Origin of the sequence: Stenotrophomonas sp. STK16_22 (assembly GCF_051984505.1) — a bacterium.
Taxonomy (GTDB): Bacteria; Pseudomonadota; Gammaproteobacteria; order Xanthomonadales; family Xanthomonadaceae; genus Stenotrophomonas; species Stenotrophomonas maltophilia_A.
Genome location: NZ_CP196972.1, coordinates 4,170,307 through 4,185,589, shown reverse-complemented (window position 1 = coordinate 4,185,589; position 15,283 = coordinate 4,170,307). Strand labels below are relative to the sequence as shown.

General features: G+C 62.4%; 17 protein-coding genes. 8 read left to right on the top strand and 9 right to left on the bottom strand.

What is annotated here, in order from left to right:
• Positions 1-21: 21 nt before the first annotated feature.
• Positions 22-3,327 carry a type I restriction endonuclease subunit R gene (locus tag ACSYAO_RS19345; protein WP_204275144.1) on the top strand — a complete coding sequence of 1,102 codons (3,306 nt, stop codon included), beginning with the start codon at positions 22-24 and terminating at the stop codon, positions 3,325-3,327.
• 255 nt (positions 3,328-3,582) lie between these two features.
• The gene (locus tag ACSYAO_RS19340; RefSeq protein ID WP_204275145.1) at positions 3,583-4,377 is read left to right on the top strand and encodes a MobA/MobL family protein; all 795 of its coding nucleotides are present in this window, start codon (positions 3,583-3,585) and stop codon (positions 4,375-4,377) included.
• A gap of 197 nt (positions 4,378-4,574) precedes the next feature.
• On the opposite strand, the gene ACSYAO_RS19335 is transcribed toward ACSYAO_RS19340, so the two are convergent.
• From ACSYAO_RS19335 to ACSYAO_RS19310, 6 genes are all read right to left on the bottom strand, one after another.
• On the bottom strand, positions 4,575-6,032 hold the full coding sequence (locus ACSYAO_RS19335) for a YfjI family protein (RefSeq protein ID WP_111008287.1): 1,458 nt from the start codon (positions 6,030-6,032) through the stop codon (positions 4,575-4,577).
• Positions 6,029-6,319, bottom strand: coding sequence for a hypothetical protein (locus ACSYAO_RS19330; protein ID WP_099470527.1), 291 nt, complete (start codon positions 6,317-6,319; stop codon positions 6,029-6,031). The genes ACSYAO_RS19335 and ACSYAO_RS19330 overlap by 4 nt, the downstream gene beginning before the upstream one ends.
• 117 nt (positions 6,320-6,436) lie before the next feature.
• Positions 6,437-6,685 carry a helix-turn-helix transcriptional regulator gene (locus ACSYAO_RS19325; RefSeq protein WP_111008288.1) on the bottom strand — a complete coding sequence of 83 codons (249 nt, stop codon included), beginning with the start codon at positions 6,683-6,685 and terminating at the stop codon, positions 6,437-6,439.
• 168 nt (positions 6,686-6,853) lie between these two features.
• A complete protein-coding gene (locus ACSYAO_RS19320; RefSeq protein WP_111008289.1) occupies positions 6,854-7,402 on the bottom strand; it encodes a hypothetical protein in 549 nt (182 codons plus the stop codon).
• A 93-nt stretch (positions 7,403-7,495) separates the two neighbouring features.
• Complete coding sequence (locus tag ACSYAO_RS19315; protein WP_111008290.1) at positions 7,496-8,317, bottom strand: GIY-YIG nuclease family protein; 822 nt, start codon at positions 8,315-8,317, stop codon at positions 7,496-7,498.
• A gap of 4 nt (positions 8,318-8,321) precedes the next feature.
• On the bottom strand, positions 8,322-9,167 hold the full coding sequence (locus ACSYAO_RS19310; RefSeq protein WP_239544480.1) for an HNH endonuclease: 846 nt from the start codon (positions 9,165-9,167) through the stop codon (positions 8,322-8,324).
• Between the two features lie 325 nt (positions 9,168-9,492).
• Between ACSYAO_RS19310 and ACSYAO_RS19305 the strand changes: the two genes are divergently transcribed.
• Both ACSYAO_RS19305 and ACSYAO_RS19300 read left to right on the top strand, forming a co-directional pair.
• A complete protein-coding gene (locus ACSYAO_RS19305) occupies positions 9,493-10,140 on the top strand; it encodes a hypothetical protein (protein ID WP_049461986.1) in 648 nt (215 codons plus the stop codon).
• Positions 10,141-10,200: 60 nt separating this feature from the next.
• On the top strand, positions 10,201-10,887 hold the full coding sequence (locus tag ACSYAO_RS19300) for a hypothetical protein (RefSeq protein ID WP_049461987.1): 687 nt from the start codon (positions 10,201-10,203) through the stop codon (positions 10,885-10,887).
• 25 nt (positions 10,888-10,912) lie between these two features.
• Here ACSYAO_RS19300 and ACSYAO_RS19295 read toward each other — a convergent pair whose 3' ends face one another.
• On the bottom strand, positions 10,913-11,305 hold the full coding sequence (locus ACSYAO_RS19295; protein ID WP_049461988.1) for a DoxX family protein: 393 nt from the start codon (positions 11,303-11,305) through the stop codon (positions 10,913-10,915).
• Positions 11,306-11,423: 118 nt separating this feature from the next.
• Here ACSYAO_RS19295 and ACSYAO_RS19290 point away from each other — a divergent pair, with 118 nt between their 5' ends.
• Both ACSYAO_RS19290 and ACSYAO_RS19285 read left to right on the top strand, forming a co-directional pair.
• A complete protein-coding gene (locus ACSYAO_RS19290; protein ID WP_049423730.1) occupies positions 11,424-11,843 on the top strand; it encodes an H-NS histone family protein in 420 nt (139 codons plus the stop codon).
• 49 nt (positions 11,844-11,892) lie between these two features.
• Complete coding sequence (locus tag ACSYAO_RS19285) at positions 11,893-12,300, top strand: hypothetical protein (RefSeq protein WP_049461989.1); 408 nt, start codon at positions 11,893-11,895, stop codon at positions 12,298-12,300.
• Positions 12,301-12,321: 21 nt separating this feature from the next.
• Here ACSYAO_RS19285 and ACSYAO_RS19280 read toward each other — a convergent pair whose 3' ends face one another.
• Entirely contained in the window at positions 12,322-12,963 is a 642-nt protein-coding gene (locus tag ACSYAO_RS19280) for a glutathione S-transferase family protein (protein ID WP_049461990.1), read from the bottom strand.
• A 127-nt stretch (positions 12,964-13,090) separates the two neighbouring features.
• Here ACSYAO_RS19280 and ACSYAO_RS19275 point away from each other — a divergent pair, with 127 nt between their 5' ends.
• Positions 13,091-13,507, top strand: coding sequence for a hypothetical protein (locus tag ACSYAO_RS19275; RefSeq protein WP_049461991.1), 417 nt, complete (start codon positions 13,091-13,093; stop codon positions 13,505-13,507).
• Between the two features lie 7 nt (positions 13,508-13,514).
• On the opposite strand, the gene ACSYAO_RS19270 is transcribed toward ACSYAO_RS19275, so the two are convergent.
• Positions 13,515-14,318, bottom strand: a complete 804-nt coding sequence (locus ACSYAO_RS19270; protein WP_049462005.1) for an AraC family transcriptional regulator — start codon at positions 14,316-14,318, stop codon at positions 13,515-13,517.
• A 65-nt stretch (positions 14,319-14,383) separates the two neighbouring features.
• Between ACSYAO_RS19270 and ACSYAO_RS19265 the strand changes: the two genes are divergently transcribed.
• Positions 14,384-15,277 (top strand): DMT family transporter, encoded by an 894-nt coding sequence (locus tag ACSYAO_RS19265; RefSeq protein WP_049401061.1) that lies wholly within the window; start codon positions 14,384-14,386, stop codon positions 15,275-15,277.
• Positions 15,278-15,283 lie beyond the last annotated feature (6 nt).

Here is a 15,283-nt window from a genome sequence, read left to right as displayed (position 1 = left end):
GGGGATTACAGCGAAGACGGGATGATCCAGAAGCACGCTGCTGCGATTCTGGACGATCTCGGCTGGACATCGATCCATGCCCAGGCTGAAACCGAGGACAGGCCGCATCTCACCGGGCGCAGCAGCTTTACCGAGGCAGTGCTCAAGCCGGACCTGCGGGCAGCGTTGGAACGCCTGAATCCCGGCCTGCCGGAGGAGGCCTACCAGCAGGCCATCGATCAGGCGACCGCACACGACCATGCCAAGACTCTGGTCGCGATCAACCAGGACAAGCACGAGCTGTTGCGCAACGGCGCGCTGGTCCGGTTCAAGGACCGGGCCGGACGCGCCGTGGAGCGCCGCCTGCGGCTTGTGGACTTTAGCGAGAGCGGGCTGGACAACAACACTTTCAAGGCCGTGCGCGAGCTCTGGGTGCGCGGCTCGAAGAACTACCTGCGCCGTGCCGACCTGGTGGGTTACGTCAATGGCTTGCCGCTGGTGTTCGTCGAACTCAAGCGCTTCGATGTGGACTACAACGACGCCTACAAGAAGAACTACCGCGACTATCGCGGCACCGATGAATCCGGCAAGCAGGCCGCGATCGAAGGCACCATCGAGCAGCTGTTCCACTGGAACCAGTTCGTGGTCTTCTCCAACGGTCATGTCGCCAAGTACGCCAGTATCACGGCCACGCCGGAGCATCATTACCAATGGAAGCGGCTGGATGAGAACGACCCAGAACCGGCCAAGACCACGATGCAGCTCCCGATCCTGCTGCGCGGCATGATGGACAAGGCGCGGCTGCTGGATATCGTCGAGAATTTCGTCCTGTTCGATACCAGCGAAGGCAGCGCCAGCAAGATTGTTGCCCGCAACCACCAGTACCTGGGGGTGAATCGCGTCATCGCTCGCCTGCAGTCGGACGATGAGAAGGCAAAAGGCGAACTGGCGAAAGGTCAGCTCGGCGTGTTCTGGCATACGCAGGGCTCAGGCAAGTCATACTCCATCGTGTTCCTGACCGAGAAGATCAGGCGCAGGGTGTCAGCGGCTTATACCTTTGTGGTCGTCACCGACCGCACCGAGCTGGACGACCAGATTGCCGGCACCTACACCCACTGCGGGCGTGCCAACGCGAAGCATGACCAGGCCCAGACCGGCGCCAGCCTGAGGGCAATGCTCCGGGACAGCAATCGCAGCTACGTCTTCACCCTGATCCAGAAGTACCGGGAGCGCGTGACCGAGCCCTATTCGGAGCGCGACGACATCATCGTCATCAGCGACGAGGCGCACCGCAGCCAGTACGGGCGCCTGGCCCTGAACATGCGCAAAGGACTGCCCAATGCCAAGTTCCTCGGCTTCACCGGTACGCCACTGATCGAGGCGGCGGAGAAGCAGCTGACCCGAGAGGTGTTTGGCGACTACGTCTCCGTTTACGACTTCCAGCGCGCGGTCGCCGATGGTGCGACCCTGCCGCTGAAGTACGAGAACCACGGCGAGAAGCTGAAGATCGTTGATGACGATCTGAACGAGAAGATCACCCGCTATATCGAGGAAGCCAGGCTCGGAGCGACGGCGGAAGACCCTTGGACGGACGAGAAGGAGGATAAGCTCTACCGGACCTTGGCCAAGGAGTACTCCATCTTCACCTCGCCCACGCGCCTCGACGCGGTGGCGGAGGATTTCGTCAAGCACTACTCGCAGCGCCGCAATGCCGTGGCCGGCGGCAACAGCAAGGCGCTGATGGTCTGCATAGACAAGATCACCTGCGTGAAGATGTACGACCTGATCGCTGACAAGTGGAAGGTACTGGGCGACGTGCTGGAGAAGGAGCTGGTTGCCGACGAGTTGGCTTATACCGCCAAGTTCCCTGATCGCCCCTTCCCGAAAATCATGCAGCAAAAGCGTGAACGCCTGGAATGGATGCGCGAAACCGAGTTCTGCGTGGTGGTCTCCAGCGAGCAGGGCGAGGTGGAGGAGTTCAGGAAATGGACCAACCATCGAGGTGAGCCGCTCGAAATCGCGCCCCACCGGGCAAAGATGACCTCACGCAACCTCGAGAAGGACTTCAAGAAGGCCGAGAACCCGTTCCGGGTCGCCGTCGTCTGCGCGATGTGGCTGACCGGCTTCGACGTCAAGTCACTGGCCACCCTGTACCTGGACAAGCCGATGCAGGGCCACACGCTGATGCAGGCGATTGCCCGGGTCAATCGCGTCGGCGGGGGCAAGGCGAACGGTCTGATCATCGACTACAACGGTATGATCAAAAGCCTGCGCAAGGCGTTGGCGACCTTCGCCCAGGGCGACCGTGACGGCAGGGTCGAAGTAAGAGAAGGCGAGGATCCAGGTTATCTGGAGGACGACGACGAGGCCATTGCCGAGTATGCGGCGAGCATCCAGCACGCGACCGAGTTCCTGACCGACCTCGGGTTTGAGCTGCAGGGCGTGATCGAGGCCCAGGGCATGGACAAGGGCGAGAAGATCCTGGAGGCGTGCGACTTGCTCGCGGCCAGCAATGAGCGACGAAAAACGTTCATGGTGATCGTGGAGGACGTTGCCGCCAAGTACCGGGGTCTGTTCCCGAATCCGGGCCTGTTCGCCTATGACGCCCAGGAGAGCGCCCTCAATGCCATCTACAACAAGCTGCAGGCAGCACGTACGTCGCCGGACATCACCGGGTTGCTACAGGGCTTCTACGACGTGGTGGATCTCGGGATCGGCCTGGAGCAGAGGGCCAGTAAGGCGCCTGCACAGTTCGATCTGAGCACCATCGACTTCGATCGTTTGCGGGTTGAGTTCCAGAACATCAAGCAGAAGAACCTGGTCGCGATGAACCTCATGGAGAAGATCGACGAGCGACTCAAGGCCATGCTGGAGGAGAACCCGACGCGGGTCGACCTGTACGAAAAGTTCCAGCGTATCGTGGCGGAGTACAACGCCGACAAGGACGAGGCGGAGATTCAGAAAGTAATGGGGGAGCTGTTCGCCACCCATGACGAGATGGACGAGGAAGCGAGGCGCTTTCAGCGGGAAGGTCTGGAGACCGAACAACAGCTCGCCGTGTTCGACCTGCTGCGGAAGAAGTCACTCGGCCGGAAGGATCGCGAGGCGGTCAAGAGGGCGGCCGTCGAGCTGCTGGCCAGGCTGGAGGAGCGCAAGCTGCTGATGAGTCACCTGCGCGACATGGCTGCCAAGCAGGCGCAGTTGCGCCACGAGATCGAGAACCACCTGTGGGCCAGCGGAATGGCCGACATGGGCTATTCCGAAGACGAGGTGGTGAGCAAGGGCGATGCCGTGTTCGCCTATCTGTTTGTCGGTGCTGCCAGCGGCAGTGCGCGGATGCTTCACTGACGCGAGTCAGTAGGCCTCCCCTCAGGCCAGTATCGTTGCAGATCTGGCTAAGTTGCTGAAGTGACTAACTCGCGCCATCTGTCTTCAGTTCCACGAACCAGTGAAAGTAATTTTTCACCCGCGTAACACTACCCTATGAGCAGGGATAGATTCGATGAGTGGTAATCCGCAGTAATCAGTCCTGGGTTGTCCCCATAGTGATAGGGGGGGGGCAAAGCCTTCGCGCACTTACCGTTTCCTCACGGATCATTTCAATTGCTCAAGACCGGCCAAGGCAACCTGGCCGGTCTTTTCATTTCCGCAACCAGCAAAAAGGGTAGTGCATCGATGGCAACGTTTCATCTTCAAATCAAGAGTGGAGGTAAAGGAACCGCAGGTGGTCATGCGGATTACATCGCCAGAAACGGCTTTCATCGCAGACGCGATGATCTGGTTCATACGAGCCATGGAAACCTGCCGCATTGGGCGGCCAATGATCCGAAGGTTATGTGGAGGGCCGCGGACAAGTACGAGCGCAAGAACGGTGCCGCCTACCGCGAGGCGATCATCGCGCTGCCTACAGAGCTGACATCAGAGCAGAACGCGGCCTTGGTGGACGATATCGTTGCGAAGCTGACACCTGGAAAGCCATACCAGCTTGCAGTCCATGCTCCATCCTCTTCGCTGGAGGGTGAGGCCAATCCACATCTCCACCTGATGACGTGTGATCGCATGGATGATGGAATCGAGCGCTCTGCAGACCGCTTCTTCGCTCGGCACAACAGCAAGCGTCCGGAAGATGGTGGGCGCAGGAAGGCCAGTGGAGGACGCAATCGAATGCAGCTCAGGGACGAGGTCATTGCGATGCGAAAGTTGGTGGCGGATACCATCAATCAGCATTTGGAGATCAACGGGCATGCTGCGAGGGTCGATCACCGGACGCTCAAGGAGCAGGGTGCTGATAGAAGGGCTGAACGCCATCTCGGGCCGGCGAGGATCCGAGGGATGTCACCGCAAGAGAAGGCCCAATACGTTTCGTTACGTCGAAATGGCAGGTGCGATTCCGTCTGATCTGCCTTGGGGGCGCCGATGGGCTGGCGGGTCCGTGCCATGACCCTCGCGGTGTGCCGGCAGGCCTGCACTGGGGGCGATTTGCGATACCTGTAGCAGAATCGCACCTCGTGCAGGCCCGTCGGCGGACGGGTAATGAACGAGGCCGCCCCATAAACGGGGCGGCCTCCATTGCTGTAGTTGGCAGGGTCTCGTTATTAGGTGGTGACCTGGCTGAAGACAGCCCCGTTCAAGTGGATCCAGAGCCTGCCCTTTCCTCGGGCGGCGTCCTGATGCATCACGCGAACAGAGTCCTCCATCTGCAGTTGGTGGAGCGCCGCTTCGAAGCGTCCCTGGTTCCGGATCGGGCCGTTCTTTCGCACTTCGTTGCGCAAAGCTACCCCATATCCTGCACACCAGTAGCGCCTCCACAGGTACATGGCCAGAGTACGAACATCCCTAGCCTGCTCAGGTTCGTGATTCCTGTCTCCGAATACATCGAGGAATTCTTGGAAGTGCCAGCCCACGACTTCCAGCGCTCGCTCCAGAGTTTCCTTACTGATCAGGTTGCCCTCTTGTGCGCTGAAGTGATGCAGGATTGCGGCAACCCGCCCCGTGATCTCCATCGATTTGGATGCGAAGTCCCGAATGCTGGCCAGATCACCATCCTGACGCAGGCGCGGTTCAATCGCGTTCTGAGTTTGCACCCAAAGTTCTTTCGCCTCTTGCCTGAACGCGAGCGTCTTACGGGTGTTATCACCGGCGATACGACGTGCATGTGCCGCCGCGAGAAGCTCGCTTACACGCTGATGGAAGCGGGGCAGCTGCTCCCAGGCAGGTTCCTCAAGTGACATGAAACGGAAGCCCTGTGTGGACGCGGGCCAAGCGACGAGGTATCGCGCAAGGTGACCTGATCCGCGAGCCATCTCGCCCCGCTTGTTCATGAACTCCCTGAAGACCCGTTCCTGCACCATCATGCTGATGGTAAGGCGGGGATTGGTGACCACGATGCTGTCGTCCGCGCGATCCAAGGTCAGTGTCGTGGCGCCGTCCCAAGCCTTGTTGAGCGTGCCAAGCTTGTTCATTGCACCTCCTTTGAGCACGATTTCGCCTTCATCGCTCAGGATTGCAATCGACTTGCCATCGCCCTGCATGCTTTCCATCAGGGGGCGTTCGGTGATGTTCTGGTGCACGATGCGACTGAGGACAGGTCTGGCGGGCTCACGCGCGCCATGGCGGATGAGTTCTTCACGGAGTTGCTCGATGTCGTCGTCCGTGCCGTTGTCCAGTGCCTTGGCCACCTTGCGTTGCAGGGACGCCTCCTTTGCATCCCAAAGGCGCCGATCTGCCTTGTGCGCGAGCACGGCCTGGACGTGATCCCGTGCCACCTTCTCGTCGTGCTCGTAGATGGGCGCGCCAACAATGCTGTCGGTGGCAGACTTGCGTTCGCCGGAATCGGCAATGATCAGGACATCCAGCGAAACCGGGCGGATCTGGCCAGTGGGAAGTTCGACATCCACATCTCCCTGCGAGGCGATGGACATCGCCGTGAGGAACGAACCGGCGATCAGCGCGTCGGGCGCTTTCAGGTTGTGCTGGACTTCCAGGATCGCGTCCCGGATGACGCTGTACATGGCGTGGATGGGGTAGGCGCGAGGAAAGTAGGGAGTGTTCATTCCGTACCCTCCTCGGCACCGCCGGAGCCAGGAATACCGCGGATCTTCTGGGCTTCCGTCGCCATCATCTCCTTGAAGCGGGCAGGATGGAGCTTCAGCCCTCTTTGCGCGAGGGTGGCCAGGATCGCCTTTTGGGTGACGTTCTTCTCGAGCATTTCGACGATTGCCGGATAAAGCAGCGAGAACAGCTGCCCCTTTCGGTGCTGAGGGTTGGACTGCAATTCCCGAAGCGCTCCCATGATGTCGTCGGCTTCGGACTGAAGGTCATTGTTGATGTCGTGCTGCATTTTTCTGTACCAAGATTCTTGTGAAGTGATTCGCCACGTTGTGAGTGGCGGGGTGTGGCAGGGAGCGTCTAGAGCAGCGCCCCGCAGGACAGTCGCGAACCAGTCGCGCATCTACTGTCAGTCCACACCCCCTCTGGCCTGCATCAGGCCAAGGATGTAGTCGTCAATCTCGTGCTCAATGAATCCGACGCTTGAGCCGTAGCGCACGGGCTTCGGCAGATCAGGGTCGAAGTAGGGTGATTTCCGATCGAGACGCGTGTAGAGCGTGGAGCGCGCGAGGTTCAGGCGCTTCGTCGTCTCGAGCAGGGAAATGATTTGGAGTCGCTGCGAATTCATGAGTGTGTCGGCAAGCTGATGCTTGGACACACGTTAAAAATTCGGAGAGAAAGTGCCGATCCCTAGCAGGTGCTATACGTTTTTATAGCAGCTATGATGCTATCTAATAGCCGCTATTCAACGAAATCGTGGCGCCAGCGTTGCCGCTCACGGCTTGAATCCCTACGAATCTGCATTGATCAGTGCCCGCGGCGGTGTTCAGCGGGTTCGTCTGCTGGTGGCCGGCAGAACGTTTTTAACGTCGCTTCGCTTGAGCAGCGCACGCCACTGATAGTCAGTTGCACTGAATCCGGGAACTTCGTCGGCCACTTCAAAGAACCGCCGATGGACCTCCTGGCGACTCTTCCATCCGTTCTTGGGTGTGGCGGCAATGAGTTTGCTGGCGACAGCGTCTTGAAGCTGCTTGGCGTTCTCGCCCTTCTTCAATCCGCCTTTGCGGCCATATTGTTCTAGCTTCGCATTGATGGCCTGTTCTGGCGTAGCCAGGGACTCGGCTTCATTGATGCCAATGAGGTAGCCCAATTGCTCCGATGCTTGGACGAGATAGGACCAGGCAGCAGATTCTTGGTTCTCTTGGATGGCGGAGTGGGCTGCATCCAGCAGCGCGATCACCGCTTCGCGCTTTATCCCGTTGAAGAAGATGACGTCGCTGCGGTTGGACGTCTCGGGTGTCCTGTCGAACGTAGCCGCGAGTCCTGCCAGGGTTTCCTCTATGCTCTTTTGTTCCACACGCACTACCTTCGACATCGACTCATGTACCTGAGAAGCTTAACGCGGCGACCTGTGAGCTGGTGCGCTCGACGCGGTTTTTGAATCGACCGAGTGACCCAAGGGGCATTTTTAGTTCCGGTTGAAGCCGTGGTTGCGTGATAGCAGAACGGACTTCCAGTGGCTCTCCCTTTCGCAGAGATCGGCCTCGGTTGCCGACAGGTCAGCGATTTCCAGGACGGCAAAGCGCAAGGCGTGCCGCCGTTCCTCGGATGCCTCGATGCCGAACTCCTGGCGCAGGGCGACGTTGCCCCCGTGCCCGTTGGCGGCATACGCGCACCAGCGCCGCCAGATGCCGTCGGCGCCCGATGCCTTGCCAACGTAGAGCCGGCCAGTGGCCGTGTCGGTGATGACGTAGACCCCCTTCACCGACGACAAGGCCGCGCTCCAGGCGGCGGACTGGTTGCGCACCACAATGTCCAGCTGCGCCTTGGTGAGGTTCACCGCCTTGAAGCCTGGAAAGTCTGCGATCGACAGTCGCGAGGGTAGCAGTTCGACCACAGTGAGATCGTTTGCCAAAGTCTCCCCGCGGAGGTAGGAAGGCCGTCCCGTGTAGACGCTTTCTAGATAGAGGCGACCGACCCACTCCTCGCAGGAGGGCACCCGCTCAAGGGTGTAGAAGTAGTGGGGCTTTGGGTCGGCTTCTTCCACATAGTCGATGGATCGGAATAGTCCAGCGTAGAGCCAGCGCGTGGGGGAGCCCGCGTTGACCAGCGACACGACGAACTCGCGCTGGAAGTTGCGCTTGGTCTGCCAGCGCTGCCACCAGTCGAATTTCCCTTCCAGGAACACGTCCAGCGGCCGCTCGTTGCCGTTGTAGCGCGCCAGGTGGACCTTGGCCTTCGACGCGTCGAACGCGGGCTCCCATACTTTGAGCAGGTCGAAGAGTCGCATCGGCTTAGAGCCCCGAGTGGCGAGCTTGGCACCGCGCCGCGTGATCGGCCAAGTGCGCCGCGTTGGGGCGGTGGGCCGGTGAAGCGGGCAAGGCCAGCGCCTTGCCCTGCAAGGCGGCGTAGTCGGTGGTGAGCAGGGACGGCGCCAAGGCCACCGTATGCACGGGGGTGATCCACAGTAGTTGGCAATCGAAAAGCGTGTGGAGGTCGGCGCGCAGCAGCAGGCCGTTATCCACCCGGTTGGTATGTATGCCCTTGTAGGGCAGCACGTGCGCCGCTTCCAGCACTTCAATCGCCGAGCACCCGGTGATGGCGCAGCGGCCGCCGTAGGCGTCCAGCAGCTTGGCGCGGAACAACGGCTGGCCGCGGCGCTGGGCCACGGCGCGCATCGCCCACACGCGGGCGTCCTGGTCGCTGTCCACTGGAGCGGTGAACGCGCCTGCCTGCGCGTCTGCCTCCACCCGCGCCTGATCGTCCATGATCAGGGGTCTGGCTTTCCACTTTCCGTCGCCACCCTTTTGCAGGTCCACGTGCCCGTGGTCCGCTGGATTGAACAGAACGTAGCGCGTGCGCCGCGGCGGGCCGGGATCGACCAGCTTGAACAAGCGGTCGTGCGGGTGATCTTGGTCGCTTCGCCAGTTCGTGCGCGAGTAGTTGTAGTGAACTCGGCTGGGCGAATTGACCGTGAACAACTCCAGGTCAGCGCGGGCGTTGCCCAGCGGGTCGTGAGGGTGGCGCGACAGGTCCCACTCCTCGACCTCGGCCAGCGACGCGCTGCCCAAGGCCTCAATGGCGTCTACGGCTCGCCAATACTTGACGCCATCGCGTCCCGGCTTCTGTGTAGCGGCCATCGGCTACGTCCCCTGCCAATTGTCGCCACGGCCCATGGAGGTCAGCCCACGCGCGGCGCGATGAAGAAGACTGGATAGTACTTTCCTGTACAGCGTGGGACTATTGCTTCACTGCTCACAGCGATCGTCAGGCTTCGAATCCAGTCCCCTTCTGGGGAATGTGAGTAACGGTGCGAGTAACCGCAGCTGGCCGCCCGAGAAAAGTTCTTCCCCAACAATCTCTTGGGGAATGAATGTGATTGCTGGTGGGCCACCAACCCAGCATGCATGAACAGCTGCTGGTCTGCCTTCAAGGCAACATCTGATCCACACGCAAGGATCGAACATGCCCGACACCCGCGCCCCGGTGGAAGACTTCACCACTGAAATCGAAGACAGCCGGCATCTGTTCGCCTGGTGCCTGGTGCGCTACGGCCAGATTCCCGAAGCGCTGGCAATCGAACAGGCACGCGAACGCTATCCGGACCAGGCCGCCGGCCACGAATACGAGCACGAACTGCTCTTCCACGACGAGCCCTGGCATTGGGCGATGCTGCATGTGCTGGGCGAAGGGTACTGGTACCAGAACCCGGAACTGTTGCAGCCGTCGCTGGAGTACGACACCGAATCGGACGCGCTGTGCCTGGCGCGCGGCGAGCCGATTCCCTTGCTGGATGAGGATGAGTATCTCGGTGCGCTTGCGCACGCGCGCCATATGCATGCGTGGACGTTGATCCATCAGGCAGGGATTGACGAAGAGCAGGCACAGCGGCAGGCGCTTGAGTACTACGCGTACTTTCCGCCGCATCATCGCTGGCGCATGTGCGTCCACGATGCGCGCGCTGCATGGGTCGACGTGATGAGCGTACTGCACATCAATGACTACTGGAGCCGGCCCGAACTGCAGAGGCCGCCTGAGGCGTACTGGCGCGCGTCACGTGCATTCGCCCTGGCACAGGGGCTCCAGCTGCCGGAAATTCCGCCTCCCTCATGAGAGGGCGCTGCAAGGGTGGCATGATGCGGCTTCCGCCGATCCGTACGACAAGGAGCCCGCATGAAGCGCAGTGCCCGTGTGTTCGTCGCCCTGACTGCCCTTGCGGCACTGCCTGCCGCTGCCGAGCCGTCCGACTCACCCAAGCGCCCGTCGGTTGACACCCTGCAACGCCTGATCGTCGACAAGGCACCGCAGACGCGCGTAGCAACACCGGACCACGAGCGCATCACCGCACGGCGCATCGATATCGTCGATGACACGGGGGTGATCCGCATGACGCTGTCCGGAAAGACACCGGCACCGATCATCGATGGCCTGCAGTACAAGCGCGCCTTCAATGTGGCCGGCATGGTGCTGTACGACGACAAGGGCAGCGAACGCGGTGGCTTCGGCACCGCCGATGTCGACGGCGGCATGGCGGTGCTTGCGCTGGACCATCCGGCGATGGATGCGATCGGCTGGCGGGTATCGCCGGACGGCGCGGTGAGTTTTTCGATCAACCAGGCGCCGAAGCTGATCCGCGAGCCTGCGCTGGGCAACAAGCTGATTCCTGGGGTGCAAGCACCGACCCGCATCGGTCTGGTGGTCGGGCCTGACGGCACGCCGGCCATCGCCTTGAACGACAAGGCAGACCGCACGCGACTGCGCCTGACTGTCACTGCGGAAGGCTACGGTGCGATCGAGTTCCTCGATGCGCAGGGCAAGGTGATCCACACATTGGCGCCGGAGGCTGAGCTTCGGCGCTAGCGCGTGGGGGGGCGCCGATCGGCGCTTACCCGCGCCGCCCTCTGCCATCAATGCTGTACCGCCCGGCCCCGGTGCAGGCCAGCAGCAGGAAGCCACCGGCCAGCCCCAGGTTCTTCAGGAACATGATCTGTTGGGTCTGGTCGGCGAAGTTGTGATGGAAGATGAAAGCGGTGACCAGGCTGAAACCCACCAGCACGATCGACACCAGCCGGGTCTGGAAGCCGAACAGGATGCACAGTCCGCTGCCGATCTCGAAGGCGATGGTGGGCCAGAGCAGGATGCCGGGCACGCCCATCGCTTCCATGTAGCCCTGGGTGACGCTGAGATCACCGAGCTTGCCCAGGCCGGAGATGAGGAACAGCGCCATCAGCAGGATGCGTGCAAGCAGGTAAGCGAGCGAATGGGATGAGTGGCTCACGTCGGTGTCCTCGGAGATGGCCGGCGAAGGCGATCGGAGCCCACCGGCAGTGAAGCCCGTGTCTACGCCAAGGGCAAGGCGCCTTGACAGCTGGCCGTCCGCAGGAGACCTTTCTCCCATGACGATTGATATTGAATCGCTCAGCCTTCGGGAGCTGGGCGCCTTGGTGGTTGCCGCTGAACAGCGGAAACAGCTGATATCCAGCCGCCGTCCGGCCAGTGCGGTACGGCGGATGTTGAAGGCCGCAGCAGCAGAAGCGGGGTATACCCTCGAAGAGCTGTTCGGCGGAGAGGTGAACGAAGAGGCCGCTCCCCGCCGGAAACCGGCACGGCGCAGAACCGGGAAAGTGGCTGCCAAGTACCGTGACCCGGAGTACAAGCGCCTGACCTGGTCCGGCCGCGGGCGCATGCCGCGCTGGCTGGCGTCCAAGGTGCAGAAGGGCCACAAGGTGACCGACTTCCTGATTCCCGGCCTGGCCCGGCCGACGGCGCGCAAGAGCAGCCCGATCGGCAAGCGCACGGTTTTCAAGAAGGATTGAACCTGCCGCGCTGCTACCCTGCCGGGGTCTTTGAACGAAGGAGCGCGCGATGGCACACGATGGCAGCCTGACGATCTCACCCAGAGTCCTCTACATCGCGGCAGGCGCGGCGGTGCTGGTCAGCCTGCTGGCCTGGGCAGTGGAATGGAGCGGGATGGCCTATGTCTGCCCGTACTGCCGCGTGCAGCGCACGGTCATCGGCGTGCTGGGCGTGCTGATGCTGTTCGCACGACCGGGCGGCCTCATCGTGCCCTGGTTGTCGTACACCGCAGGCGGCTTCGCGTTCGTGGTCGCGGCGATGCAGCACTTCAACGGCTGGAAGCGCATTTCCGCCGGAGATTTCAGCTTCAACGCGCAGTGGTACATCGACCCGTGGCTGCTGTCAGGTTGCGCGATGCTGATCCTGGTGGCGCAGCTGATGCTGGTGCAGGCCGCATGCCGGCGCAGTCTGCACTGAGGCTTGCCCACGGGCGTAGCGTCAGGCGTTCTGGAATACCGCCAGCTGCGCAGCAAACGCACGCTGGTAGGCGGGGCGCTGCGTTGCACGGCCCACATAGGCCACCACCTGCGGGTACTCATCGAGGAGGCCGCTGCTCTTCAGGCGCAGCAGCACCGAAACCATCATCAGGTCGCCGGCGCTGAACTCGCCCTCCAGCCACAACGCCGATCCCAACCAGGCGGACAGCTGCGCCAGCCGCATACGCACACGCTCATCGAGCATCGGCAGGCGCTGCGCATACCAGGGCTGCTCGTGCTCCAGCACCCAGGCCATCGAGCGCTCGACGATGGGCGGCTCCACCGTATTCAATGCAGCGAACACCCACATGATCGCGCGCATGCGTGCATCTGGATCAGCAGGAAGCAGGCCGGCATGCTGCTCGGCCAGGTGCAGCACGATCGCGCCGGATTCGAACAGGATCTGGCCGCCGTCCTGCCAGGTGGGGATCTGCCCGAAGGGGTTGCGGGCCAGGTGCGCGGGCTGCTTCAGCTCGGCAAAGCCGAGCAGCTGCACGTTGTAGGGCACGCCCAGCTCCTCCAGCGCCCAGCGCACGCGCATGTCACGGGCCAGGCCCTGGCCGCGGTCCGGGGAAGTGGCGAAGGCGGTGAGGATCGGGCACATCGTGGCACTCCTGCAGGTCGAAGGGCCTGCCTTTCCTGTTCCGACGAACGACGGGGCGGGAAATCGACACCCTTCCCGGGACGGCGGGCGATACACTGCCCCCCACCCACCACTCCTGTGCCTCCTCATGTGGCAGCGCCGCACTTCCCTGGCCGAACTGCAGCAGCAACGCGATGTGCTGCAGGCTGAGATGGATGCGGACGCCCAGCGATGGGTCTCACAGCTTCCGCCGGATGATCTCGTGGCAGCGCTGATGCCGCAGTCGCGCCGGCTTCAGGAGCTCAATCAGCTGATCCTGCGGGCTACACCACCGCGTGAGCTGATGAAGCGCCTGAAGGCGCTTGAGCGACAGCTGCTCGAACCCGGTACACAGAACGCAGGCGTGCGGAGGGGGCTGGAAGATGAACTGCGCGATCTGCACCTCTATTTCAGCAATCCCCGCCGTCGCCCATTGACGGCAAAGGTCATTCTCATCCTGTTCGCCTGCGTTCTGGCCGCCTTGTTCCTGCCGAGGCTGCTTGCGGACCTGCTGATCGCTCTCTAGACCGCCCTCACCCCGCCCGATGCAGCTTCCGGTACTGATCCGGCGTGCACTGCGCGTGCCGCTTGAACATCTCAGCGAAGGCGCTGACGCCGGAATAGCCCAGCTCCTCGGCGATCCGGCTGATCGGCCGGCGGGTGCACAGCGCCTCGGTGGCGCGCACGAACTTCACCCGTCCACGCCAGTCGCCGAGCGACATGCCCAGCTCGCTGCGTGCCATGCGCTCCAGCTTGCGCACGCTCATGTGGTGGCGCTGCGCGATTTCGGCAACCGATTCGGCCATCGACAGGTGTTTCTCCATGTACGCCATCACCTGCTTCAGCGCATCGCTGCTGGCGATTGGCAGGAAGCTGGGCACTACGGCCGCATTGACGATCTGGTCGATCACCACGGCGGCCATGCGCCGCTGGGCCGGGGTCTGCGGATCGGTCACGCCCTGCCGTGCCAGTTCGTGCAGCAGCTCGCGCAGCAGCGGGCTGACTTCCAGTGCACGGCAGCGATCAGGCAAGCGGCGTGACAAGGCCGGCGACAGATAGGCCGAGCGGTAGGCCAGCTGCGAGCGGTTGCGCGAATAGTGGGCCATTCCCGGTGGAATCCAGATCGCGTAGTGCGGCGGGGACACCATCCATTCGCCGTCGATCTTCATCTCCATCACACCCTGCGCGACGAAGTTGAACTGGCCCCACGGATGGCTGTGCGTGCCCCAGTCCGTGGGCTCCATCGCACCCTGCCGGAAGTAGATCGGACCGGGCAGCTGGCGGAAGGTGGGGATTGGCTCCATCGGTTGCCGCAAGCCGGGGTCGGTGTGGCGCATTTTCGGGATGTCCTCGATATGCGCCAAGCGTACGCTGGCCATTCCCCTACGTACACCCGCGTTCCGTGAACTATCTTTTCCCGATCCTCGCCTGCCTGCTGTGGGGCGCGAACACCATCGTTACCAAGCTTGCTTCGGGCTCGGTCGGTCCCATCGACATCGGCTTCTTCCGCTGGCTGGTCGCGGCGCTGGTCCTGCTGCCGTTGGCGCTGCCACGTCTGCGCGAAAACCTGCCGACCGTGCGCGCCAATCTCGGGCGCTTCCTGGTGCTGGGCTGCCTGGGTGGGGTGATGTACCAGTGCCTGGCCTACTATGCGGCGCACTTCACCTCGGCCACCAACATGGGGGTGATCCAGGCGCTGATTCCGTTGATCGCGCTGGCGCTGTCGCGCGTGTTCATGGGCCATCCGGTGCGAGGCACTTCCATTCTTGGCGCGGTGATCTCCACCGTCGGCGTGGTGGCGGTGGTCTCGCAGGGCGACCTGGCACGGCTGGCGGCGCAGGGCCTGAACCGAGGAGACGCGATCATGCTGATCGGCGCATTGGCCTTCGCCGCCTACAACGTGCTGATGCAGCGCTGGAAGATTCCGCTGTCGGTGCTGGAGTCGCTGTTCCTGCAGGCCACCGCTGCATCGCTGATCCTGTTGCCGGTACAGCTGCTGGTCGGCACCGGGGTGAACAACCTCACGGCGGTCGGCTGCATCGGCTTCGCCGCCGTGTGCGCTTCGATCCTGGCGCCGCTGACCTGGATGACCGGACTGTCACGCCTGGGCGCTGCGCGCGTCTCTGGCTTCTTCAACCTGGTGCCGATCGTGACCGCCGCGCTGGCTGTACTGCTGCTGGGAGAATCGCTCAGTGGCTGGGTACTGGGCGGTGGCCTGCTGGCGGTGTCCGGCGTGGTGTTCGCTGAGTACAGCGCCAGGCGCGCCGCCGCAGTGCCGAGCGAGCAGCCCGCATAGGGCTTC

Coding starts and splice junctions, on each gene's coding strand:
- ACSYAO_RS19315 (WP_111008290.1), bottom strand. CDS start 8,317: ATGCGACTCTTCGACCTGCTCAAAGTATGGGAGCCCGCGTTCGACGCG.
- ACSYAO_RS19310 (WP_239544480.1), bottom strand. CDS start 9,167: ATGGCCGCTACACAGAAGCCGGGACGCGATGGCGTCAAGTATTGGCGA.
- ACSYAO_RS19320 (WP_111008289.1), bottom strand. CDS start 7,402: ATGTCGAAGGTAGTGCGTGTGGAACAAAAGAGCATAGAGGAAACCCTG.
- ACSYAO_RS19280 (WP_049461990.1), bottom strand. CDS start 12,963: ATGTGCCCGATCCTCACCGCCTTCGCCACTTCCCCGGACCGCGGCCAG.
- ACSYAO_RS19305 (WP_049461986.1), top strand. CDS start 9,493: ATGCCCGACACCCGCGCCCCGGTGGAAGACTTCACCACTGAAATCGAA.
- ACSYAO_RS19300 (WP_049461987.1), top strand. CDS start 10,201: ATGAAGCGCAGTGCCCGTGTGTTCGTCGCCCTGACTGCCCTTGCGGCA.
- ACSYAO_RS19345 (WP_204275144.1), top strand. CDS start 22: ATGATCCAGAAGCACGCTGCTGCGATTCTGGACGATCTCGGCTGGACA.
- ACSYAO_RS19285 (WP_049461989.1), top strand. CDS start 11,893: ATGGCACACGATGGCAGCCTGACGATCTCACCCAGAGTCCTCTACATC.
- ACSYAO_RS19335 (WP_111008287.1), bottom strand. CDS start 6,032: ATGAACACTCCCTACTTTCCTCGCGCCTACCCCATCCACGCCATGTAC.
- ACSYAO_RS19330 (WP_099470527.1), bottom strand. CDS start 6,319: ATGCAGCACGACATCAACAATGACCTTCAGTCCGAAGCCGACGACATC.
- ACSYAO_RS19290 (WP_049423730.1), top strand. CDS start 11,424: ATGACGATTGATATTGAATCGCTCAGCCTTCGGGAGCTGGGCGCCTTG.
- ACSYAO_RS19275 (WP_049461991.1), top strand. CDS start 13,091: ATGTGGCAGCGCCGCACTTCCCTGGCCGAACTGCAGCAGCAACGCGAT.
- ACSYAO_RS19270 (WP_049462005.1), bottom strand. CDS start 14,318: ATGCGCCACACCGACCCCGGCTTGCGGCAACCGATGGAGCCAATCCCC.